The organism is Ekhidna sp. (assembly GCF_040223195.1).
Classification (GTDB): domain Bacteria; phylum Bacteroidota; class Bacteroidia; order Cytophagales; family Cyclobacteriaceae; genus Ekhidna.
Genome location: NZ_JAVKDX010000010.1, coordinates 78,554 through 101,490 on the forward strand (window position 1 = coordinate 78,554; position 22,937 = coordinate 101,490).

A 22,937-nucleotide genomic window follows, 5' to 3' on the forward strand; every position below is an offset into this window, starting at 1 on the left:
ATCCTGATCTGATGCCCGAAGAAGGTCTGTTTTGGAGCGGTAATGAATTAGGAACCATAATACATATCGATCTATCCCCTCATGATGGAACAGTGATAGTTACAGAAGCAGAAAATAATCGCTGGATATTTAGTGTTATAAGATCACCTCTTGATTTACATCATCCGGTAAGTGGTAACAGGGAGTTTGGATTTACACAAAACAGTGATGGATCTTATACCTTCTATACGATGGGTGTTGATCGGCTTACTCAACCAATAGCCAGTTTGGTTCGAGATTTAAGATATTTAATTGATGGTCAAGATATGATGAATCGAGCAGACGATCTTTGGATGTCATTTCAGGACAAAATAAAGGAATTTGTTGAGCAAAATGGTGGATCCGCTACCCTACCATCTCAAAGGAATCAAGGAGACAGGCCTAACTGGCATGAAGCGCAACAGTTCTTAAATGGTGAAATTACTTTAGAAGAATTAAGAAATGATTGTTAAAGCATTTGAATTCTTTTTGCTAATAGCATTTATTGTATGGAGTGTACTTCTTTTCTATTACTGGGACAGAATACTTTATCCAGCAGACTACTTTAGCTACTATTTAGTTTTAACCATAGTATTTTTAGCATATAAGTCTTTTATGATTATTCAGTTCTTTGCAAATAAAAAAAAACCCAAATTATATCATTTTTTTGGATTGATTGGTTTTGTTATTTCAACAATTCTTTTCATAATTTATCCTATCTGAATAAACCAATTTGGAATTAATAAAATATCATTCATACCATCCCAAAGAAATCAAGGCGACAGACCTAACTGGGAAAAAGTAAAGGAAGTATTAAATGGTAATCGTCCAATTAGCGATTTAGAATGTAACTAAACACACAATCATGAATACCTTAGCAAAAGTACTCCGTTACATCCTTATTGTCGATGGTTCAATTTTCCTAATATCATTGGTGGCTTCATTAATGATATCTGATCGCATTATCAGTATGAATTTTGCATATATTAACTTGATAAGCATGATCGTCTTTCCAATATCTTTATTTGCTTATATTCTAATTAAAGATATCCTAAGGAATAGCACTCAATGGACAAAATTGATCTTTTACATAGGCATCAGCATCGCTTTTTTGGCTCTGCTTTTTGTGAAATATAAAAATTATTTGAATGGCTATATTGTAGTAATTCCTGGAATTGCTGCAATTCTAGCTCTCATTGTTACAACAATTTCTGATTTCAAATCAAAAAAAAGGTTAGCTTATGCATGGAGCTACCTATCCCTTATTCTTTTAATCACGTATCTAATTGCCAACTATTTCTAATCAAAAGGAATAACATCTTAATTGATCAGAAAATGCTATTCAATGTGCCAAAGATATCTCATGAAATATCTATTCCTCCCTTTATCCCTTTTTTAACCTTCCCCTTCAGTACCCATTTAGCAAAAAATTATAGAATATAAGGCCATAGTGCATCAGGAAAATCCGCAAATTGATCGCCCTGATTGGGATGAGGTGAAAGAAGTCCTTCTAGGACTGAGACCAATTTCTGATTTAGGATGCAATTAAAAAATATAATGAAGTTTATTCTAAAATTTGAAAGTATCCTAGCCAAGAATCCTCAACTTGGCAAAGCTCAGCAGCAGCGTTTTCTCTCCGGCTTGTTCAAAATCCACTTTGGCTTTTTTATTGGCACCTTGCTCATCTATCTCCGTCACCACGCCAAAGCCAAATTTCGGGTGTTCCACCTTCATGCCTTCGGCCAGGTTGCTGGTATCGCTCGGCTCAAAATCAGCACTTGGGGTATGGTTCACCTTCGCAGCAAAGCGTTTGTTGGTGTTTTCCTTCCGGATATTCGAAACGAAGTTTTTGGTAACATAATTCACCCCGGGCGAGACCGGATCACTTGAAGAAAACTTCCGGTTTACCTTGATGAATTGCGGGTCTACTTCCTCCAGGAACCTGCTGGGCTCACAGTTTTTGAGTCGGCCAAATCGATATCGGTTTAGCGCATAGCTCATATAAAGTTTCTTCTCCGCACGTGTGATCGCCACATAGAAAAGCCTGCGCTCTTCTTCCAAATCGGCGCGGCTACTCAGCATCATCTGAGAAGGGAAAAGTTCCTCTTCCAGACCTACGATGAAAACGTACGGAAACTCCAACCCCTTCGCCATGTGAATGGTCATGAGGGTTACGGCATCTTCATTTTTTTGATTTCGATCCTCGTCTGTCAGAAGTGCTACATCCTGCAGGAACGCTCCAAGGCTTTTATCTTCCCGCTCCGGATCATCGGTAAATTCTTTGATCGCATTCAGGAGCTCCTGCGTATTCTCATAGCGGTTCATGCCTTCGATGGTCTTGTCCTCATAGAGCTCCTTCAGCAAGCCAGAAGTCTTGGCTATTTGAGAGGCTGTTTCGTAGGCATCCTTCTTCTCGTTGGTCAGCCGGAAAGACTTGATCAGGGCGGCAAAATTTTCTACCTGAGTGCCTCCACGGTTTCCTACGTAGGAAGAAGCTTTTTCCATGATTTCCCAAAGTTCCTTCCCTTCTTCATGGGCAGAGACTACCATCTTATCAATCGTTGTTGGCCCGATCCCTCGCTTGGGTAGGTTGATGATCCGACGCATGGCTGCTTCATCGTTTGGATTGACCGTGTAGCGGAAATAGGCGAGGAGGTCTTTGATTTCCTTGCGTTGGTAGAATGAAACACCACCCACAATCCGGTACCGGATGTTGTTTCGTCGCAGCGCTTCTTCAATGGCCCTGGATTGACTATTGGTGCGGTACAGTACAGCAAACTCTTTCTCTGAAGCATGGCTTTGCATCTTCGTCTCAAAGATGGCGGAGGCCACCAGCTTTCCTTCCTCATTGTCTGAAGTGGCTTTGATGAGCTCAATGAGATCACCATCATCATTGGCCGTCCAGACGTTCTTTTTTAGCTGGGCAGTGTTCCTCCCGATCACTGCATTGGCAGCATTTACGATTGTCTTGGTGGATCGGTAATTCTGCTCAAGCCGGATGGTTTTTAGGTCAGGATAGTCTCTCTCAAAATTTAGAATGTTTTGGATATCGGCTCCCCGGAAAGCATAGATACTTTGCGCATCGTCACCCACCACACAGATGTTTTGTCGGACGGCAGCCAGTCTTTTGGCTATCAGGTACTGCGAGATATTCGTGTCCTGAAACTCATCGATCATTACGTAATGAAAACGCTGCTGGTATTTGTTAAGCACATCATCATGTTGCTGGAAAAGGATGTTCGTATTGAACAGGAGGTCATCGAAATCCATTGCATCGGCAGCAAAGCATCGCTCACAATACGTCTTATAAATACGCCCCATTTCCGGTCGCATATTCTGCGTATCGTCTTCCAGGTAGATGGGGTTGTTCAGGTACTCCCTCCATGACACGAGTCTGTTTTTCGCTCCAGAGATTCGGCTGTAGATGATGTTAGGTTTGTAGACTTTGTCATCCAGGTTGAATTCTTTGACGATCAGCTTGATAAGGGATTTGGAGTCATCCGTGTCATATATGGTGAAGTTGCTGGGATACCCGATTCGGCTAGCTTCTGCTCGTAAGATTCGAGCAAACACCGAGTGGAATGTCCCCATCCACAGGTTTCTGGCTTCAGCCCCCACCATTTGCTCAATTCGCTTTTGCATTTCCCTGGCTGCTTTGTTGGTAAATGTCAGTGCCATGATGTTGAACGGATCTACATCATGGGCGCGAATGAGGTGGGCTATCCGATAGGTGAGTACCCTTGTTTTGCCTGATCCGGCACCTGCTATGATCATGCAAGGTCCTTCTACATTTACTACACCTTCTCGTTGGGGGGGATTGAGTTGATCAAGGTAATCTGCCTGCGCTTCTGCCATGCGGCAAAAGTATTTGATTTGGTCAAATAATATTTTTCGACCTAAACGAAATCAGGAAATGAACCGGAAAATGTTGTTGAGAATGATGAAGCCCAGAAAGGCCAGAAAAAAAATTACTTCCAGAATGAGAATAATATTTCTTGCTTTGAATGCAGGCTTCTTCACGCGGGTGGCTTGTGTATATAAGTCGAGCTTTTGCAATTGATAAAATTACAACATTATAAAAATGTTATTGCAATGTTAACGCACTCAGCTAAATCTCGAAAATCAAATTACTTCCGTAATGGATTAAAATAGTTATCTTGTTTAGCATCAAACTAACTTAATTACACTATTATGGATTTTTCATCAATTAATTGGCTGGCAGTGGTAGTAGCTTCTGTTTCAGCATTTATTGTAGGGGGATTATGGTACGGCCCATTGTTTGGAAAGGCCTGGATGGCTGAGATGGGCTTTACCGAAGATGATTTAAAGAATGCCAACATGGCCAAAATTTATGGTACGGCCTTCGTGCTTGAGTTCATCATTGCACTTCAGCTGGCGTACTTTCTGGGTCATGGAAATACGGATCCATCCGTAGGGCAGGGAGCAGCCTATGGGTTGCATATCGGCTTGTTTTTCATCGCCGCGGCGATGGGTGTCAATGCCCTGTTTTCCAGAACGTCCCTGAAGCTATGGTTTATCAATGCGTTCTATTTCGTGATCCTTCTGACACTGATGGGAGTGATTTTGACAGTGATGTGAAAACAGATAAAGAATAAATGGCCCTCTTTTGAGGGCTATTTTTTTCGCTTAAAACCCCCCTCGTGAAAGGTTTGATCACACGTTTCATCTTTCATAGAGCATACCTGATACCTGTACTCATCCTCAGATAGAAATATCCAACTGTCCCTGAGTAGCATGTCACCATAGGCATATTCATAATAGATGTTTTTTCCTTCGATTTTGATTATTCCCTTACTCACACCCCCTAGCTTATCAAACTCATAGAATTCAAGTTGCTTTGTTTCCGAATTAAAAGCTCTAACACCCTCATTTCTCAATCCAAACTCTAGAGTCTTAGGATCTGTGGTGTAGGTTTTCACTTTCACAATCTTCCTTTCCAGTCCCCATTCGAATTCCTTCACGGTTTTGCCGTCATGACCTCCGAGTTGTTTTCCATCAGCAATCCAGGTGCTCCCGACTAGATTCTCGAAGGCCTTTATTGATTCATTTTGTGCCTGAGTAAACTGTGAGGCAATGAGAAGGGAAATCAGCAGCAGGTTTTTCATCTCTTTAGTTTCTTGAATTAGGGCTAAGTTTTCTCGGGATGGACATAATCTCCATTTGCCTTCCGTCAATATACCTGACGGTCTCGCCATCGAAGAACGCATCTTCTTCCAGCATGATACGGATTTCTTTACCCCACTCTTCAATAAATACCCCAGCATTCAATTCGATGGAGTGAGCGGTATTTGGATAGAGTGGATAATCGCCCTTGCCAGGTACACCGCCCTGCATGTCCCACAGTCCGATGGTTGGCCCGGCTGCATGCCCATGAAAGCCAATTGGGTGTGTGTAGATCACACCCTTGAGGCCCTCAGATGCGCATTGATCCAACGTAGACCTGAGTATTTCATTCCCACTACGGCCACTTACGAAATTAGAGGTAAGGATGTCCTGAACACGATTCCCTTTTTTAAATGCGGATTTTAAAAAATCCGGCACATCCTGTTCACCGGGCTTCAGCACGTAGGCATGTTGCTGCGTGTCGGTATTGAGTCGGAGATATGTAATCCCAAAATCTACATGCAGCAGATCCCCGGGATAGATTATTTGCTGTTCTGGTCGCTCGGAGAATGAGCGCAAATGATCAAAAGATTCCGGATCCTTTCGCTGGATGGATACCGAAGGATGGAACCAGGCAGTGAAACCCAACTCACGAATCCTGTCACGGTACCACCACACCACATCGTCGGTAGTTGTGATGCCAGGTTGAATTACTTTTTCTGAAAAACCCTCTGCAATGATCTGATGGGCGATCCTCACAATATTTTGATAAACGATCATCTCACTTTCGGTGCGGGTTTCCAGCCATCCTATTGCCACATTTTCCGCACCTACGACACGATCCTGATATTTCTTCGGCAGTACATCCATCAGCATATCATAGTGGGTGGATGAGATGCCATCCGCAAGCGCAAATGTTTCTGATTTATTGATACCTATTTTTTTGGGATCTTTTTTCAGGATCATATCTGCCAGCGCTTTCCACTGATCTGGCTGCATTTCCTTATTCCACATGGTCTTGAATAATTCACCTGTGTTGTAGCGGGACATCCCGAAAGTTTCCAGGGGCTTGCCTTCCCCGGGATCGAAAGCGATGAGCATTGTGGTTCTCCTGGCCGATTGCCAGGTAGCTGGCAAGAGGGTCTTAATTACAGGATCTTCGTTGTATTCCCTGGCAATGATGACCCACATATCAATGCCGGTGCGTCGCATCACCTCAGGGAGAACCGTTTGTATTCGCTCTTCCAGCCAGTTGTCAATGACCTCTGCTCTTTCCTTCATGGAAAGGATTTTTGGAGTATAGGGATTTTGAGCCCAGAGAGCTGTGCCGAGAATAATAAGGGAAAGATTAAGAATTGATCTCATGCTTTAGTGTTTGGGCACTAAAGATAATGATTCAATCTGGAGGTTATTCTACAATTATACGAGAGCTATGTTGATCACCTTCTGACGAGGAAAGTTTTATTAAGTAAATCCCTTTTTCCAATCCACTCAGGTTTACGGAATAATTCAAAGGATTTTCTTGCACGAGTTGCTCATTAAGGCTCTTAGATTCACCTCCAGAAAGGCTATAAAAAGTAATATTCTGAATTTGAAATGGTTTCGTCGAAGAAAGGTTCATTTGGCCATTTTTTACTATTGTGGGATAGGCTGTAAACTCATTTTTCTCTTTTGCTAAACCTGTTTCTACCCTGTGAACTTGAAAGTATTCAAACTGACCGTCAAAGTCCACTTGCTTCAGGCGATAGTATTCTATAGGGGCAAAAGCAAACTTATCTGTAAACTCGTACTCAATAACCTCATTGGAGTCACCATTTCCAGCTACTCTACCAATCTCATAGAAATATTTTCCATCCTCAGAACGCTCAATCGAGAAGAAATCGTTATTCAACTCAGTGGCTGTGGCCCAGCTAAGTTTTATCTCTTCGTTTGATTCCGTGGTGAAGTATAGTAGGTCCACCGGGAGTGGCGTAGTACCCCCACCGTTGATGAATTCTTCAATTTCACTAAATCCATCCCCTGAGAGGTCAGTCACGGATTCCGATTGGCTTGTGTTTCCTGTCTCATCATCAATCCAATCCCCTGTGGTAGGATTTCCAGGTCCGCCTACAGGTCCGTAGCTGGTAGCATACACTTTTCCTGAACCTGTAAATGATCCCTGATTGGCAGAGCCGTCCTTATCGAAAGTCCCACCAACAGCAATTACACCATTGTTGTTAATGTTAAGCTGATTGGCAAAATCAAAGTCTCCCAGCACTATCAAAACTCCATTTGCACCAACTGTTAAAGTGGCACCATTTTGATCCATATTGAAATTACCCTCCACAATCAGGGTGTCATTGACTGTTACACTACCAGTTATGGTGAGCAGGGCGGCTCCATTGGTGATTTTACCATTGATAATAAAACTTCCATTTTCATCATTACTAGTCGCCTGTGCATCTGTCCAACTTGCGGAAGAATTCCAGTCACCAGAATAATTATTATGCGTTGACCGTTGAGCAGAAGCCCATACAGACAAAGAGATCAGAGCTAGGTAAAGTCCGTGTTTCATTATTATCATTTGATAAATTATGCAAATATACGTAGTTGTTTATGCAACTGGTTTTCTTTTAGAAGCAACCTTCAAATTCTTCGATGGAGTCAGTATTTATGGCTTTGAAGTCCTTTTATCTACCTTTGTGGCTCAATTCGAAAAAAGCATAAATGAAGTATCTGAATAATCTAACGGAGGGAATAGGAAATACCCCACTCCTCAAATTGAACCGTATCAATGAAGGCATAAAGGGAACGATTTTGGTCAAAGTAGAATATTTCAATCCCGGCAATTCGGTGAAAGATCGAATCGCCCTAAAGATGATCGAGGATGCGGAGCAAAAAGGAATTTTAAAGCCGGGCGGCACGATCATCGAAGGTACTTCTGGAAACACCGGAATGGGCCTGGCACTGGTGGCAATTTCTAAAGGATATAAATGCATTTTCACCCTGGCTGACAAGCAGAGCAAAGAGAAAATGGATGTACTTCGCGCGATGGGTGCTGAAGTGGTGGTATGTCCTACCAACGTCGCACCTGATGATCCTAAATCGTATTATTCGGTGGCCAAGCAGCTGGAGAAAGACATCCCCAATTCATTCTATCCCAATCAATACGACCACCCGGCCAACACGCTGGCACACTATGAAACCACTGGCCCGGAAATCTGGAAAGATACCGATGGAAAAATCACCCACTATGCAGCAGGAATGGGCACAGGCGGGACAATCAGCGGGACGTCAAAATACCTGAAAGAGCAGAAACCGGATATCATTACCATCGGATTGGATACCTATGGCTCAGTTTTTAAAAAATATAAAGAGACAGGAATTTTTGATGAGAAAGAGATTTACCCATACCTGACGGAGGGGATCGGAGAGGACATCCTGCCGAAGAATGTAAATTTTGATCTTGTGGATCATATAGTAAAAGTGACGGATAAGGATGCAGCGATCATGACGCGCAGATTGGCAAGAGAGGAGGGACTTTTTGTGGGATGGTCATGTGGATCAGCGGTTTATGGCGCGCTAGAGTATGCGAAGGAAAACCTGAAAGAAGATGATGTAATGGTGATTATCCTGCCGGACCATGGAACCAGGTATCTGGGTAAAGTGTACAATGATGATTGGATGAAAGATCATGGATTTCTTGAGGATCGAAAGTTCGCTACCGCAAAGGATATTATCAGGAGCAAAAATGGATCAGCTGACCTGGTCACTTTGGATCACAAAATGAAGGTGGGAGAGGCTATCAGAGTGATGCATCAAAAGGGGATAGATCAGGCTCCTGTGGTAGAGGGGAGTGAGTTCGTTGGAAGCGTATCTGATAGTTTGCTGCTCAAAAGTCTCGTAGAGAATCCGGCATTGAAAGAGAAGTCTGTTTCCGAGATCATGGAGCCGCCTTTTCAGTTCATCTCCTCATTGGAGCCCATAGACGTGATGTCGTCCATGCTTGGAAAGGAAAAGAAAGCCTTGATGATCAGGGATGAAAATAATCAGCCGCACATCATCACGCAAAGTGACCTTTTGGTGGCTATGACGAATTAATTACATTTGACCAGCACAAATTAAATTTTTAACTCTTTACTTGCAGCCCCTTGGTTTATTCACTGAGGGGTTTTTTATTTTGACCACAAAATCCCAAAAATAAAAGAGCCAAATTTCAAACTTCAATGTCTGATAGGTTTAGCATTGAGTAAAAATGATTTCTTCCTTAGAGTTAAAATTTGATGAAGCAATTGAATTGAAAGGATATTATCTGCCATAATCAATAAATCAAGTTAAGGTCAGGTCTATGTATAATGATTTTGGAGTTTGTTTGTGATTTATTATTTGAAATTTGGAGGTTTATAACATATGAAATCAAGTCAACCAATCGGGATTTTTGATAGCGGAATAGGCGGGCTGACTGTGGCCAGAGCCGTAAAGAAGCTTCTCCCGGATGAGTCCATCATCTATTTTGGGGATACGGCGCATTTGCCCTACGGAGACAAGTCGACTGCAGCCATTCAGGCCTATTCCGTTCGTATTGCGGATTTGCTTTTAAAGCACAAATGCAAAGTGATTTTGATTGCGTGCAATTCCGCCTCTTCAGCGGCTTTTGATTTGGTCACCGAGTATGTAGGCAAGCGGGCAAAAGTGTTTGATGTGATTAACCCCACGGTTGATTTCATTAGGGAAAATTACACGGATGAGAAGGTTGGACTAATTGGCACGAAGCAGACCGTTTCTGCAGGTGTATACGCCAGAAAGATTGAGACCCTCAATCAGGGAATTTCATTCACCTCGCTAGCTACACCACTTCTGGTGCCCATGATAGAGGAGGGCATTTACGATGACGAAATCAGTCAGAATATTATTGCCAAATATCTGAATGATCCTTCTTTAGCGGACATCAGGTCGTTGATCCTGGGCTGCACGCATTACCCGATTATAAAAAATGAGATACATGATCACTTCAAAAAGCAACATCAGCAAGTAGAGATTATTGACTCAGCGGAAACGGTAGCCAAGGCCCTAAAAGCTTTCCTCGAGTACCATCAGCTGGTGAATACCGCCAGACAGGGAGCGGATAAATTTCTGGTTTCCGACTTTACGGAATCATTCGAGCATACCACCAAAACCTTCTTTGGCAGAGAAGTACACCTTGAGCTGGTTCCAATTTGGGATGAATTAGCGTAGTTTTACCGAATGCTCCGATTCATCATTTTAATAGCCGCTATTTCTTTTTCGGCATGTAGCGTGACCAAGAGCACACAATCTATGCACCCATTCGATGGTGGAAGCGTAGGCTGTGGGAATTTCATCGTTTACAAACTGTCCGGTGATAATCAGGAATATGTCTCCGTGGTGCTGGATGTGACTTCTATTGAATTGCAGAAGATGCAAGCATACTCTGTAGATAAGGCTGAGGTGGTAAAAGTGAAAAGAAAAAAATACGACGGCCCGATCAATGCCTCACTTTGCAATGATGTGATGATGCAAAAACCTAATGAGCTTCTTGAAGAAGTGGCGATTGATGGCATTGTAGAAGTATATGTAGACTTGCTGGAAAAGGAGAAAGCAGAAAAAAAGGAACCTTATAAAGTGACCATAGTTCTCAAGAAAATAGTTTTTGAGACCATGACCATAGATTATTTACGTCTCGAAAACATTAATGTAGGATGGCTACCAGGATAACAGTATTAGCAACAATTCTTTTTGCACTTTCAATCGATCTAAAATCCCAGGAACTTCAATGTTATACTCCTGAGCTTACATTGGCTCAGAAGCAATTGCTGGAAAATTTTCAAAATCAGAGAAGCACATCAGTCAATCTTTTATCTGATCCGGCCACAGTTGCTATTACAGCTCACATTATCAGACGTGATGATGGCGGTGGAGGCCTCACGGATCAGCAGCTATTTGATGCAATAGATAATGTAAACGATTACTATGCAAACGCAGGGATGTCATTTTTCATCTATGAAATTAACTACATCAACAGCACTCAATTTTTTGATTTCGTCACTTCTGATGAGGATGCACTTAACGAGCCAAATGATATTGAAAACACCATCAATATCTATTTTGCCAATAGCGTTGGAGATGGGGAGGGGGGATTCTATTGTGGTTACGCATATTTCCCAGGTTGGAAAGACATCATTCTGATGGACAACTCATGTGCAATAAATGGAAGCACCTTACCTCATGAGATTGGTCACTACTTCACTCTTTACCACACTCATGGAACTACAAATACCGGCACAACCGACGAGATTGTTATAAGACCAGGGGAGGAATCAACAGCATGTGAGGTAGATTGTCTGCCAGCAAACTGTGATACCGCAGGTGATCAGCTTTGTGATACAGAGGCAGACCCTAATTTATCAGGCGTAGTGTCAGGCTCATGCGATTACACCGGGACCGCCGTGGATGGGAATGGCGATATTTTTTCACCTAATACCCACAACATAATGTCTTATTCTGTTAAGAATTGTCGTGATTTTTTCAGTCAGGGTCAATATGATCGGATAGCCTCAGGATATGTAAACCACCGATCCTATCTGTTGGGCTATGCTATCAAGTTTGAGGTTGAAAACCAGCAAGTGTGTGTGAACGATATGGTTGAGTTTTCAAATACTTCTGAAGAAATGACCGGATTTAGCTGGACATTTGAAGGCGGGTCTCCCTCGTCTTCTAGTGATGAAAGCCCAATGGTTAGCTATGCCGAGCCGGGCACCTATGATGTAACCCTCACAGCCATGACTCCAGGAGGAGACGAAGAAGAGCTTTATCTGGAAAATTATATAACCGTATATCCGGGCGGTGAAGCGGAAGGTATAATGGCTATTTCTGATTTTGAGGAGTTCGATGAAGCCAATACAATAGATGCACAACTGACAAATGATGATGGGTTTTCATTTATTATTTCAACCGAGGCATCAAGAAGTGCGACCCAGTCTTTGCATATGGATCATTACAATTATGAAGGGGCTGATGAAATCGACTACTTCAATTTGCCATTAGTAAAGACAGATCAGCACAAGGTGTTCGAATTGACTTTTGAATATGCCTATACTTATTATTCTGATATAGAGGAAGGTGACTACACCGATACGCTGGACATAGTCTTTTCTGATGCATGCAACATTGATTGGGAATCTGCATGGAGAAAAGGTGGGGAAGAGCTTAGTACAGCTGATCCATTGACTGACCGTTTTGTTCCGGAAGCTGGTGATTGGATGAGTGAAACTGTACTAATTGAATTTGACCAATCCATGGAAGGTTATGGGCGAGTGGCATTTCGAACCAAGAATGGATATGGGAATAGTCTATTTGTTGACGACTACAGGCTTGAGCCTGCTGTATGTGAAGAGGTATATGAGATTGTACAAGATGGTGATCAACTTATGGTTGATGTATCTGAAGAATTAGATTTACAATGGTACTTTGATGAGGAAGCTCTTGAAGGAGAAACAGGTTCATCAATAACGGCTACTGATATCGGGGCATATACCGTTGATGTCAGCAATAGCTCCTGTACCAATACCACTGAACCATTTATAATCCTTGGTGTAGATCAGATCGAGGCTAGTCTAAAAATATATCCCAATCCCGCTCAGGATTATTTGAACCTATCACTCACCGGAGAGCCTAAAAATGATATTCAGCAGGTTTCAATTCGAGATATTTCCGGGAAGGAGATTTTAAATCAATCGTTTGCTGAAAGGGTAGACGTGCGATCGTTAAATTCAGGTCTCTACATTGTAGAGTTTCATATGAATGGACAAAAGATCAGTCGTCGCTTCCTGAAACAATAAAGAGCAGGTAAATTCGAGTGTGATTTCATTCGTCTTCTATCTGGCCTTCCTTCTGATCTTCGTAGTTTTCGCTGTGTATGCTGAGCGGAAAACAGCGGCATTTATCCAGAATCGACTGGGTCCTATGGAAGTAGGGCCCAAAGGAATCCTTCAAACAGTAGCAGATCTGCTAAAGATGCTCCAGAAAGAAGATATTCGAGCTAATGCAGTTGATATAGTCCCATTTTTGATTGCCCCCTTCATTGTCTTTGCAGCTGTTTTTTGTGGATATTCTGTACTTCCAATAAGCAGTGAATGGACAGGATCAGCAATTTCCAGCGGAGTATTTTTTTTGCTTGCTATTGTCTCATTAGACGTGCTCGGGATTTTGATGGCTGGCTGGGCCTCCAACAATAAATACAGCCTTTATGGTGCGATGAGATCTGTTGCACAAATTGTCTCCTATGAGGTACCACTGGGGTTAAGTGTGCTTTGTGTCATCATCATGAATGGCACCCTAAATCTGAACCAGATGAGTGCGCTTCAGGATGGTGGGATGCTGGCCTGGAACATTATCAGGTTCCCGATCCTGATTATCCCGTTCATTATTTTTTTTATAGCAGGCCTGGCGGAATCCAATCGGGCACCCTTCGATTTACCAGAGTCTGAGTCAGAACTTATTAGTGGATATCACACCGAATATTCCGGCTTTCGCTGGGGTATGTTTATGCTCTCAGAGTACGGAATGATGCTACTGATTTCCATTCTTGGCGCCATACTTTTCTTCGGTGGATGGAGTTCACCGATTGCCGATATGGTCAGTGGACCTATTTGGGGAGCTTTTTGGTTACTGTCCAAGGCGTTAATATTGGTATTCATTCAAATGTGGGTGCGCTGGACTTTCCCACGACTGAGAGTAGACCAGTTGATGAGCCTTTCGTGGAAGTACCTAACACCAGCTTCCATTTTAATGTTGTTTGTGTGTTCCTTGTGGAAACTTTGGATAATGAGCTAGGTACATGAGCTACTTTGGAAATATAGCGATTGGAGCAAAGACAACCTGGAAAGGATTGATGCTTTCTATCCGTTACTTTTTTCAGGCCAGGTTTGGTAGGAAAAAGGAATGGGTGGGGGAGGACAACTATTTTGAAAAAGCTCGTGGCACTTTCACGGTGCAGTATCCCAAGGAGCAAATCCCAATTCCTGATCATGGCCGGTACCAGCTTCACAATGAAATCGACGATTGCATCGTGTGCGACAAGTGCGCCAAGATCTGCCCGGTGGATTGCATTGACATTGAGCCAATTCGGTCGCCGGAGGTTTTCGGGCAGACATCCGATGGCACGCCTCTTCGCATTCATGCAGCCAAATTCGATATCGACATGTCGAAGTGCTGCTTTTGCGGGCTATGCACGGTGGTATGCCCAACCGAGTGCCTCACCATGACCAAGGAATTTGATTTTAGCACTACAGATATCCTTGATCATAATTTCTCATTCAGCAAGATGACCGATCAGGAAATTGCGGAGAAAAAGAAGGAATTTGAAGACTATCAAGCAGACAAGTTGAAAGCTAAGCCGGAACTGCCGCCTGTGACAAGCGAAGCAGATGTGATGAAACGACCAACTGCTAAACCTGTTTTTAAACCACGAATCCCGAAAAAGAAATGATCATCGCTATCCAGGTTTTTTTGGTATTGATGGTGCTTATGGGAGTATCAATTATCGTGCTGAGCAGAAACATTATACATGCCGCCTATGCACTTTGTCTGACTCTGATAGGCATTGCCGGTATTTATGTGGTCTTGATGTCTGAGCTGCTGGCGGTTGTTCAGATCATGCTGTATGCTGGAGGAGTGGTTATTTTGTTGGCCTTTGGGGTGATGATGACCAACCGGCTGAGAGGAGAAAAAGTACTATCAGGATCAAATAACAAGGTATTTGGAGGAATACTTTCGTTGAGCCTTTTTTCAGGATTGGTTTATGCCATATCAAAAACCACATTTAATATTACAACAGCCGGGGAAACAGATCAGATTAGGCAAATCGGAGTTTCCTTTTTAACCGAGCACATTGTTGCTTTTGAACTCATTGCATTTATCCTGTTGATTGCGCTGGTAGGAGCGGCATACCTTGCCAAAATGGCTGCTGATGAATGAAACGATGCTAACATATTATCTCTACTTAGCCGCCTTCCTCTTTTCATCGGGAACCTACGTGGTGCTCACCAAGCGAAGTGCCATTTTCGTGTTGATTGGTGTGGAGTTGATGCTCAATGGAGCCAATGTAGTGCTGGCTGCTTTCTCACAGTTTGATGCTGGATTGAAAGGACAGATTTTTGCCATTTTTGCTGTAGTACTCACGGTTTGTGAGGTTTCCATTGCCCTGGCCATTCTTTTAAATATTTACAGGAAAACCAAAGCATCCAATCTGGATGAGCTGACGGAGGTAGGAAACCCATGAGCCCAATCATCAGTATCATATTGGTTTTGCTTGCGCCGCTGATCGGAGGGGTACTGACGTTTATTTTAAAGAAAAGTGCAGTTTCAATAGCCAGCCTCTCTATTGCTTTCCTTACATCCATGTTGCTCGTATTTTCATCGGAGTTAGTGATAGCTTTTGAGTGGCTTCCGGGATATGAACTAAGCCTTCGGATTGACGCGGTGGCAAGTATACTGATCGCACTCGTTTCATTCATTTCGCTATTGGTGCATGTTTTCTCGCTAGAGTATATGAAGGAAGAGCAAGGGAAGCACCGATACTTTGCCAAGCTCGGTTTATTCACCTTTTCCATGATTGGTCTTTTGACGGCTGACCATCTGATTTTGCTGTTCGTTTTCTGGGAATTGGTGGGATTGTCCTCGTACCTGCTCATTGGCTTTTGGTATGGAAAAGATGGAGTTCCTGCTTCTGCGCGACTGGCCTTCATGGTAAACCGGGTGGCCGATGTGGCGCTCTTGGCTGGTATATTGATCCTTGATTTTACTGGCGAATTATCAATTTCAGCATTTGACAAGCAGTGGCTTTTTCTTCCGTCCATCCTGATAGCGATTGGAGCATTTGGGAAGTCTGCTCAGTTACCATTTTCCGGCTGGCTCACCAAAGCCATGGTGGGACCTACTCCGGTTTCCGCATTGATCCATGCTGCCACCATGGTAACAGCAGGTGTGTATCTTCTTTTCAGGGTGGCCCCTTTTCTGCATCCGGCAGCTCTGATGGTGATTGCATTGGTTGGGATCCTGACTGCCTTTTATGGTGCCTTGTGTGCCCTTTTCCAACATGACATTAAAAAAGTATTGGCCTACTCTACCATCTCCCAACTAGGTTACATGGTTATGGGGGTTGGGGTAGGTGGTGCCGATGCGTCCCTTTTCCACCTATTTACCCATGCCTTCTTCAAGGCCGGGATGTTCCTGGGAGCTGGGGCCATCATTCATTACTTGCATCAGGTGAGTGACAAGGATCCTCAGGACATGCGTAATATGGGTGGGCTGAGAAATCTGATGCCGTGGACATACAGGACATTTATGATGTGCGGATTGGCACTGGCAGGTATCCCGTTTTTTAGTGGATTCATGTCAAAGGAAGGAATTCTGATTGCGGGATGGGCCTGGGCAGAGCAGCATGGCACCTGGGCATATCTTGTTCCTGATTTAGGCTTAATTACCGCCTTCTTGACGGCACTCTATGTGGGCAGAATGATGCTATTGGTATTCTGGGGTGAACCACGAATTGCTGGATTCAAAACAAAATTTACAGAGGGGTTCGGTTTCCGAATTCCATTGACAATCCTCGCACTGGGTGCTTTGTGGGTCTTCTACAGTTGGAGCCCATTTTCACATTACAGCTGGCTAAATGCTTTACTTCCTCAGGGGATTGAGCCGGTTTCGGACTCAGCGTCAATGATCATTATGTTCCTTTCAATTTTGCTGGCATTGGCAGGGATGGTTTTGGCGTACTCCTTTTTCAAGCCGGGTTCATCCTATTCATCGAGCTACGGTAAATATGAAGTTGAAAGATTCAGGCTGGCATTGAATGGATTTCTGCTAGTACGCTCGTATGAGAAAATTGGAAGTGGAATAGAGCAGTTATCTCAGTCTACTTTCAAGGTGGATCAGCGAGTGATTGATGGTACAATCCACCTTCTTGGTGTGTGGACGGTGGTTTTATCGAAGATCATTTCACTCATTGATCGTTTTATTGTCGATGGGCCTATTGACCTTTTTGGGCAGATCTCCTCATTCATTGGAAGTAGATTAGCGTCGCTAAGTTCACGTGACTCACAGACGCAACTAGCGTGGTTGGTGTTGGGAGTTATTTTGATTTTAACCTGGATACTATTTCTTTAGCGCAGCATGCAAAACATCCTGACCTACATATTCCTTTTTCCATTGCTCGTATCGCTTGCGATGCTCTTCATTCCATCCGAGCGATGGAGGATATTCAGAAGACTGGGACTGGCTGCAGTGGGGGTGCAGTTTATGCTTTCCATCCTGCTGATGGTGAATTTCGACCAGAGCCTGAGCCCGGAGAGCTGGGCTGGTGCTTTTCAGTTTGTGGAGAAAATGGACTGGATCAACCTATCGATGGGATCCATTGGGTCTATCAGCATTCAGTATTTCCTGGGCGCGGATGGGATCAGCCTCCCACTTGTGGTTTTGTCCACATTTGTGTTGCTCATCGGGGTGATCTCTTCATGGAATGTCCAGGAAAAGGCAAAAGGGTATTTTATCCTATATCTCATACTCAGTTCCAGTATCATCGGGTGCTTCATCGCACTTGATTTCTTCCTTTTCTACCTCTGCTTTGAGTTTATGCTTCTTCCGATGTTCTTCCTGATTGGGATTTGGGGAGGTACCAGAAGATCTTACGCTTCCATCAAGTTTTTCCTGTACACACTACTAGGTTCACTCTTTATTTTGGTGGTAATGATCGGCCTTTACCTGAGTGTCTTGGATGGAGAAGTGAATACGTTTAGCCTGGTGAACATGATGGATGGCAACTATGAGTCAGGTACCATCCTTGATCCAAATTCATCACAGCTGATACTAGGATATTCTGCTAGAGCACTAGCATTCCTATTTCTGATAATCGGTTTTGGAATCAAATTACCGGCGGTTCCGGTACATACCTGGCTGCCGGATGCGCACGTGGAAGCACCCACACCTATTTCGGTGGTATTAGCCGGATTGCTTTTGAAGGTAGGAGCTTACGGATTGCTTCGGATTGCTTATGGGATATTCCCGGATGTGGCGGTTGATTTTTCAGGATTTGTTGCTATCGTAGGGGTATTATCTATTCTTTATGGAGGAATGAATGCCCTGGCCCAGCGGGATCTGAAGCGTATGGTAGCTTATTCTTCCGTTTCTCATATGGGGTTTGTACTGGTAGGGCTTGCTTCATTGACAGCCGTCGGCTTCTCCGGCTCACTCTTTCACATGGTCTCTCACGGTTTGATTTCCCCGGCTTTGTTTCTTATCGCCGGAGTTATTTATGATCGGACAGGAAACCGACAGATGGAGAACTTTAGTGGTTTGGCGTCAAAAATGCCCATGTACACCTTTTTCATGGCGGTCTTTTTCTTTGCCGGGCTGGGGCTGCCAGGTCTCTCGGGATTTGTGGGTGAGTTGATGGTGTTGATGGGGGCATTTGGAAGTTCGAAGCTTTCTGTGTGGATTGGAATTTTGGCAACCATAGGCATTGCAATTTCGGCAGCCTACTTCCTGTGGACGATCCAGCGCATGTTCTTTGGGAAATACTTTGTGCGGGAGTCGGTCTGGGAGCCGAATATGACTGACCTGACCATGCGTGAAAAACTGATGCTAATCCCTCTGGCCATATTGGTTTTACTCTTAGGTGTTTATCCACGTTTCATGCTTGATTATTCTAACGAGACCATCGAATTTTTCATTCGGCAGATCACCAATCTTCAGCCATGAACCTGAGTGAGCAGCTAAATGAAATTCTCAATGACCTGCAGCAGGTTTCTGCAGAAAGTACCCTCATGCTTGGGGCAATTCTGTTGCTGATTGTGGGATTGATTAGTTCAAGAGCATTTCTCTTAAAGACCATTTTTTCGGTCGCTATTATAGTAGCGCTCTATTTTAATGATCATTCAACATCTGGGGTGCTTATTCTGGGTAGCATTAGCGCATCTCCCATAAGTATTCATTTCAGCTCTTTGTTCCTAAGGGTTGCCCTTCTCATACTGATTTTCCGCAGAGGGAACGAGCATGCAGTAGAGTTTTATTTCTTCATTCTGGCCATGCTGGTTGGAAGCATATTTATGATGAAGGCTAACAGCCTGCTGATTGTTTACCTGGCCATCGAAACCGTTTCACTCGTATCTTACATCCTTACCAACTTTTCCTTTAAGAAAAGTGGCTTTGAAGCCGGAATCAAGTACTTACTGTTTGGAGCCATCAGTTCGGCAGTGATGCTGTTTGGTTTAGGGTTGATTTATGGATCAACGGGCACCTTTCTCCTCTCCGAATGGAATGAAACCACATTTCAACCGCTGATCGCTCAGGTGGGATTTGTGATGATGCTTTTCGGATTTTTCTTCAAAATTTCCATTGTGCCATCGCACATTTGGGTGCCTGCCACCTATCAGTCTGCACCGGCGGATGCAGTGGCTTTCATGTCTGTAGTGCCCAAGATTGCCGGATTGGTATTACTTAAAAAAGTATTTGAGACTAGTGTGTTTCTTCCCGATCATTGGGTGTATGACCTGACACTGATTTTGGGAATTGCAACTATCATCATTGGTACACTGGGTGCATTTCGACAAACCAATGCCCGCCGGGTGGTCAGCTTTGGAGCGATTGCTCATTCCGGTTTTTTGCTACCATTTGCCTTGATCAATACCGAATTGTCCGATCAGTCTTTCTGGTACTACTCAGTTATTTATGCGCTGATGAATTTAGTAATATTCTTCCTTCTCGATAGCTATGAAAGAAAGGGGATAAATGAGCTTTCGGATTATTCAAAAACAAAGCCAGAGTGGATTGGGGTAATGTTTTCCTTAATACTGGTTTCTTTGGTGGGTCTACCACCGCTGGCCGGATTCATGGCGAAATTCTTTCTCTTCAGCACTTTATGGGAGAACTATTATTTACTGGGAGATACACTTTATCTGTGGTACCTGATTGTTGCGGTGCTGGCTACTGTTGGTTCATTGTTTTTCTACCTCCAAATCCCCAAGCGGATTTTCCTCGATAGCGGTGAGAACAACCAGTCTGTCAATTTCAATTTCTCAACGAAAATTGTTGCAACTCTTTTCACTATTGCGCTGTTATTGTTGTTCTTTGCACCTAAGCTGGTAACTGTAATGCAACAATTGGTTAACAACGTCCATGAGTGACCCGATAAAACACGAATGTGGCATAGCCCATCTCCGCCTCAGGAAACCCCTCCAATATTACATTGACAAATACGGCACGCCTGCCTATGCAGCCAAAAAAATGTACCTGCTAATGAAAAAGCAGAGCAATAGAGGGCAGGATGGAGTAGGAGTAGCCAGCATCAAAATCGACATACCACCGGGATTGAGATATATTTCCAGATATCGTACGATCAATTCCAATCCGATTGAAGAAATTTTCGGGAAGATCAGTAAGAAATACCTAAAAGCTCAGAAAGACCCAAGCGGCGACATGACCAACGCAGAATGGTTGAAGGAAAACTACGCCTTTACTGGGGAATCATGGCTGGGACACCTCAGATACGGGACTCACGGCAAAAACAGCATTGAAAACTGCCATCCGTTCTTGCGACAAAACAACTGGCGAAGCAGAAACCTGGTGATGGCGGGCAATTTCAACATGACCAATGTGGAGGAGCTGTTCAATATTCTTGTTGGGTTGGGCCAGTTTCCAAAGGATAAGGTGGATACTGTGACCGTGATGGAAAAAATTGGCCATTTTTTGGACGAGGAGAACCAGCGAATTTTTGATAAATACAAAGACCAGTACACCAACGAGGAGATCACCTATAAGATTGAGGAGGAGATAGACCTTCAGCGGGTGCTTCGCAGATCATGTAGGGATTTCGACGGAGGCTATGCCATGGCGGGAATCATCGGATATGGCGCATCGTTTGTAGCCCGTGATCCGGCAGGGATTCGTCCGGCCTACTATTATGCGGATGATGAAGTGATCGTGGTGACGTCAGAGAAGCAGGCCATCAAAACGGCTTTTGGTTGTGAATATTCTGAAATCCAGGAGGTGAAACCGGGTCATGCCTTGATCATCTCCAAAGACGGAAGCTATGAACAAAAGCAATTTATAGAGCCAATTGAGAGAAAATCCTGTTCGTTTGAGCGAATCTATTTTTCACGAGGTACAGATCCGGATATCTATAATGAGCGAAGAAAGCTCGGTGAGTTGCTGGTGCCACAGGTATTGAAGGCAATCAATTTCGATCTAAAAAATACAGTCTTCTCATACATACCAAATACTGCGGAAACATCCTTCCTTGGGCTGATGAGAGGAGTGGAGCAGTACCTCATCGCCAAGCGCAAAGAAGTGATCCTGGAAGGAAAACCTTCAGCAGATTCCATCGAGGAGATGCTAAACTTCCAGCCCAGGGTAGAAAAATTGGTGCTGAAAGACGCCAAGCTCCGAACGTTCATCACCGATGATAATAGCCGGGATGAGCTGGTGTCTCACGTGTATGACACCACTTATGAGGTAATCAATAAGCATACGGATACGCTCGTGGTGATTGACGATAGTATTGTCAGGGGTACCACACTGGAGAAAAGTATCCTTACACTCCTTGATAGACTTGAGCCGAAAAAGATTGTCATCGTATCATCCGCTCCTCAGATCCGTTTCCCTGATTGCTACGGGATCGATATGAGCAAGATGAAAGAATTTACTGCCTTCAGAGCAGTGCTTGCGTTGCTCAAGGAACACAACAAAGAAGAGTTACTCGACGAAGTTTTTGACAAATGTCTTGCTAGTCAAGCTGAAGATAATCCAAAGAACTATGTGAATGAGTTGTACAAGCCATTTACTTATGAGCAGGTTTCGAGGAAAATAACCGAGATTGTGAAGCCGGAGGGAATGAAGGCGGAGGTTGAGGTGGTTTATCAGACCGTTGAAAACCTACACAAAGCCTGCCCTAATCACTTGGGAGACTGGTACTTCACCGGAAACTATCCGACCAAGGGAGGAAACCGGGTAGTTAATCGAGCCTTTGTGAACTACATGAAAGGTGTGGAAGTGAGGGCTTACTAGCCAGTATCACACCGAAAAACTCTCTCCGCATCCACAGGTTCTGGAAGCATTCGGATTCACAAACTGGAATCCTTTGCCATTAAGCCCATCGGAGAAATCAAGTGTAGTTCCGAGTAGGTAAAGCAGGCTCTTTTTGTCAACCAGGATTTTCACTCCTTTATCCTCGAACACCTCATCCGCATCCTGCACTTCAGGATCAAATGAAAGGTCGTACATCAGGCCGGAACAACCCCCGCCTTTTACCGATACACGGATATTATGATCCAATGATTTGCCCTCTTTTCCCAAAAGGGTCACAATTTCTTCTCTCGCTTTGTCAGTCACATTTATCATCAGGCCACAGGGTTTAATACAATGCTAAATACTGTTATGTTATTCATGTCTCGCCCATAATACAGCTTGTCCATGGCATCATACATGTTTTTTGCGCGGAAATAGGAGGTTTGCAGCTCGTTCATTCCCTTCATCATCCACTGGATCGTAAAAGAGCTCTCTTTGTCCTTATGTGTTCGCACATAGTCGAGCATTTTATGGAGCACATCCGTCTTATCAAATCCGGTGATGGCTTTGAACAGAAACGACTGATTATGTCTTGGGTTGATAGTGATCAAATCCAGCCTGGTTTTCCCATCGTTTTTTGAAAACTCAAAAATCACCTCATCGCTCCTCAGTCCCAGGAAGTTTTTTATCTCATTTTGAATCTTTGCCGATTCTACGTGAATGTCTGATCGTAGCTCCAT

Annotated in this window: 21 protein-coding genes; 14 read left to right on the plus strand and 7 right to left on the minus strand. The window is 43.6% G+C overall.

Annotated features, from left to right (window positions below; translation table 11 throughout):
• Positions 1-11 precede the first annotated feature (11 nt).
• Positions 12-491, plus strand: a complete 480-nt coding sequence (locus RLN88_RS04400; RefSeq protein WP_350220172.1) for a hypothetical protein — start codon at positions 12-14, stop codon at positions 489-491.
• A gap of 1,114 nt (positions 492-1,605) precedes the next feature.
• Here RLN88_RS04400 and RLN88_RS04405 read toward each other — a convergent pair.
• Both RLN88_RS04405 and RLN88_RS04410 read right to left on the minus strand, forming a co-directional pair.
• On the minus strand, positions 1,606-3,873 hold the full coding sequence (locus tag RLN88_RS04405) for an ATP-dependent helicase (RefSeq protein ID WP_350220173.1): 2,268 nt from the start codon (positions 3,871-3,873) through the stop codon (positions 1,606-1,608).
• 51 nt (positions 3,874-3,924) lie between these two features.
• Positions 3,925-4,074: a hypothetical protein gene (locus tag RLN88_RS04410; RefSeq protein ID WP_350220174.1), complete on the minus strand. Its 150-nt coding sequence runs from the start codon at positions 4,072-4,074 to the stop codon at positions 3,925-3,927.
• A gap of 135 nt (positions 4,075-4,209) precedes the next feature.
• On the opposite strand from RLN88_RS04410, the gene RLN88_RS04415 reads away from it, so the two are divergent.
• The gene (locus RLN88_RS04415) at positions 4,210-4,617 is read left to right on the plus strand and encodes a DUF1761 domain-containing protein (protein WP_350220175.1); all 408 of its coding nucleotides are present in this window, start codon (positions 4,210-4,212) and stop codon (positions 4,615-4,617) included.
• Positions 4,618-4,652: 35 nt separating this feature from the next.
• On the opposite strand, the gene RLN88_RS04420 is transcribed toward RLN88_RS04415, so the two are convergent.
• Genes RLN88_RS04420 through RLN88_RS04430 form a run of 3 tightly spaced genes read right to left on the minus strand, consistent with a single transcriptional unit; the run spans position 4,653 to position 7,696 of the window.
• Positions 4,653-5,144 carry a hypothetical protein gene (locus RLN88_RS04420; protein WP_350220176.1) on the minus strand — a complete coding sequence of 164 codons (492 nt, stop codon included), beginning with the start codon at positions 5,142-5,144 and terminating at the stop codon, positions 4,653-4,655.
• 4 nt (positions 5,145-5,148) lie between these two features.
• Positions 5,149-6,507: a M24 family metallopeptidase gene (locus RLN88_RS04425; protein ID WP_350220177.1), complete on the minus strand. Its 1,359-nt coding sequence runs from the start codon at positions 6,505-6,507 to the stop codon at positions 5,149-5,151.
• Between the two features lie 43 nt (positions 6,508-6,550).
• Positions 6,551-7,696 (minus strand): T9SS type A sorting domain-containing protein, encoded by a 1,146-nt coding sequence (locus tag RLN88_RS04430; protein ID WP_350220178.1) that lies wholly within the window; start codon positions 7,694-7,696, stop codon positions 6,551-6,553.
• Between the two features lie 152 nt (positions 7,697-7,848).
• Here RLN88_RS04430 and RLN88_RS04435 point away from each other — a divergent pair, with 152 nt between their 5' ends.
• The 12 genes from RLN88_RS04435 to RLN88_RS04490 all read left to right on the plus strand — a co-directional run bounded on the left by RLN88_RS04435 (position 7,849) and on the right by RLN88_RS04490 (position 22,197).
• Positions 7,849-9,222, plus strand: a complete 1,374-nt coding sequence (locus RLN88_RS04435) for a cystathionine beta-synthase (RefSeq protein ID WP_350220179.1) — start codon at positions 7,849-7,851, stop codon at positions 9,220-9,222.
• A gap of 309 nt (positions 9,223-9,531) precedes the next feature.
• Positions 9,532-10,356, plus strand: a complete 825-nt coding sequence (gene murI, locus RLN88_RS04440) for a glutamate racemase (protein WP_350220180.1) — start codon at positions 9,532-9,534, stop codon at positions 10,354-10,356.
• Between the two features lie 9 nt (positions 10,357-10,365).
• Positions 10,366-10,854 (plus strand): hypothetical protein, encoded by a 489-nt coding sequence (locus RLN88_RS04445; protein WP_350220181.1) that lies wholly within the window; start codon positions 10,366-10,368, stop codon positions 10,852-10,854.
• Positions 10,839-12,977, plus strand: a complete 2,139-nt coding sequence (locus RLN88_RS04450) for a T9SS type A sorting domain-containing protein (RefSeq protein ID WP_350220182.1) — start codon at positions 10,839-10,841, stop codon at positions 12,975-12,977. Before RLN88_RS04445 ends, RLN88_RS04450 begins: the two co-directional genes overlap by 16 nt.
• A 19-nt stretch (positions 12,978-12,996) precedes the next feature.
• Positions 12,997-13,971 (plus strand): NADH-quinone oxidoreductase subunit NuoH, encoded by a 975-nt coding sequence (gene nuoH / locus RLN88_RS04455; RefSeq protein ID WP_350220183.1) that lies wholly within the window; start codon positions 12,997-12,999, stop codon positions 13,969-13,971.
• Positions 13,972-13,975: 4 nt separating this feature from the next.
• The gene (locus RLN88_RS04460) at positions 13,976-14,626 is read left to right on the plus strand and encodes a 4Fe-4S dicluster domain-containing protein (RefSeq protein WP_350220184.1); all 651 of its coding nucleotides are present in this window, start codon (positions 13,976-13,978) and stop codon (positions 14,624-14,626) included.
• Positions 14,623-15,114: an NADH-quinone oxidoreductase subunit J family protein gene (locus tag RLN88_RS04465; RefSeq protein ID WP_350220185.1), complete on the plus strand. Its 492-nt coding sequence runs from the start codon at positions 14,623-14,625 to the stop codon at positions 15,112-15,114. The genes RLN88_RS04460 and RLN88_RS04465 overlap by 4 nt, the downstream gene beginning before the upstream one ends.
• The gene (gene nuoK / locus RLN88_RS04470; RefSeq protein ID WP_350220186.1) at positions 15,107-15,418 is read left to right on the plus strand and encodes an NADH-quinone oxidoreductase subunit NuoK; all 312 of its coding nucleotides are present in this window, start codon (positions 15,107-15,109) and stop codon (positions 15,416-15,418) included. The genes RLN88_RS04465 and nuoK overlap by 8 nt, the downstream gene beginning before the upstream one ends.
• A complete protein-coding gene (locus tag RLN88_RS04475; protein ID WP_350220187.1) occupies positions 15,415-17,304 on the plus strand; it encodes an NADH-quinone oxidoreductase subunit 5 family protein in 1,890 nt (629 codons plus the stop codon). The genes nuoK and RLN88_RS04475 overlap by 4 nt, the downstream gene beginning before the upstream one ends.
• A 6-nt stretch (positions 17,305-17,310) precedes the next feature.
• A complete protein-coding gene (locus RLN88_RS04480; protein WP_350220188.1) occupies positions 17,311-18,894 on the plus strand; it encodes a complex I subunit 4 family protein in 1,584 nt (527 codons plus the stop codon).
• Positions 18,891-20,318, plus strand: a complete 1,428-nt coding sequence (locus RLN88_RS04485; protein ID WP_350220189.1) for an NADH-quinone oxidoreductase subunit N — start codon at positions 18,891-18,893, stop codon at positions 20,316-20,318. Before RLN88_RS04480 ends, RLN88_RS04485 begins: the two co-directional genes overlap by 4 nt.
• Positions 20,311-22,197: a class II glutamine amidotransferase gene (locus RLN88_RS04490; RefSeq protein WP_350220190.1), complete on the plus strand. Its 1,887-nt coding sequence runs from the start codon at positions 20,311-20,313 to the stop codon at positions 22,195-22,197. The genes RLN88_RS04485 and RLN88_RS04490 overlap by 8 nt, the downstream gene beginning before the upstream one ends.
• Positions 22,198-22,203: 6 nt before the next feature.
• Here the strand turns inward: RLN88_RS04490 and RLN88_RS04495 are convergent, their stop codons facing one another.
• Together RLN88_RS04495 and RLN88_RS04500 are read right to left on the minus strand one after the other, a co-directional pair.
• Positions 22,204-22,530 carry a HesB/IscA family protein gene (locus tag RLN88_RS04495; protein WP_350220191.1) on the minus strand — a complete coding sequence of 109 codons (327 nt, stop codon included), beginning with the start codon at positions 22,528-22,530 and terminating at the stop codon, positions 22,204-22,206.
• A complete protein-coding gene (locus RLN88_RS04500) occupies positions 22,530-22,937 on the minus strand; it encodes a hypothetical protein (protein WP_350220192.1) in 408 nt (135 codons plus the stop codon). The genes RLN88_RS04495 and RLN88_RS04500 overlap by 1 nt, the downstream gene beginning before the upstream one ends.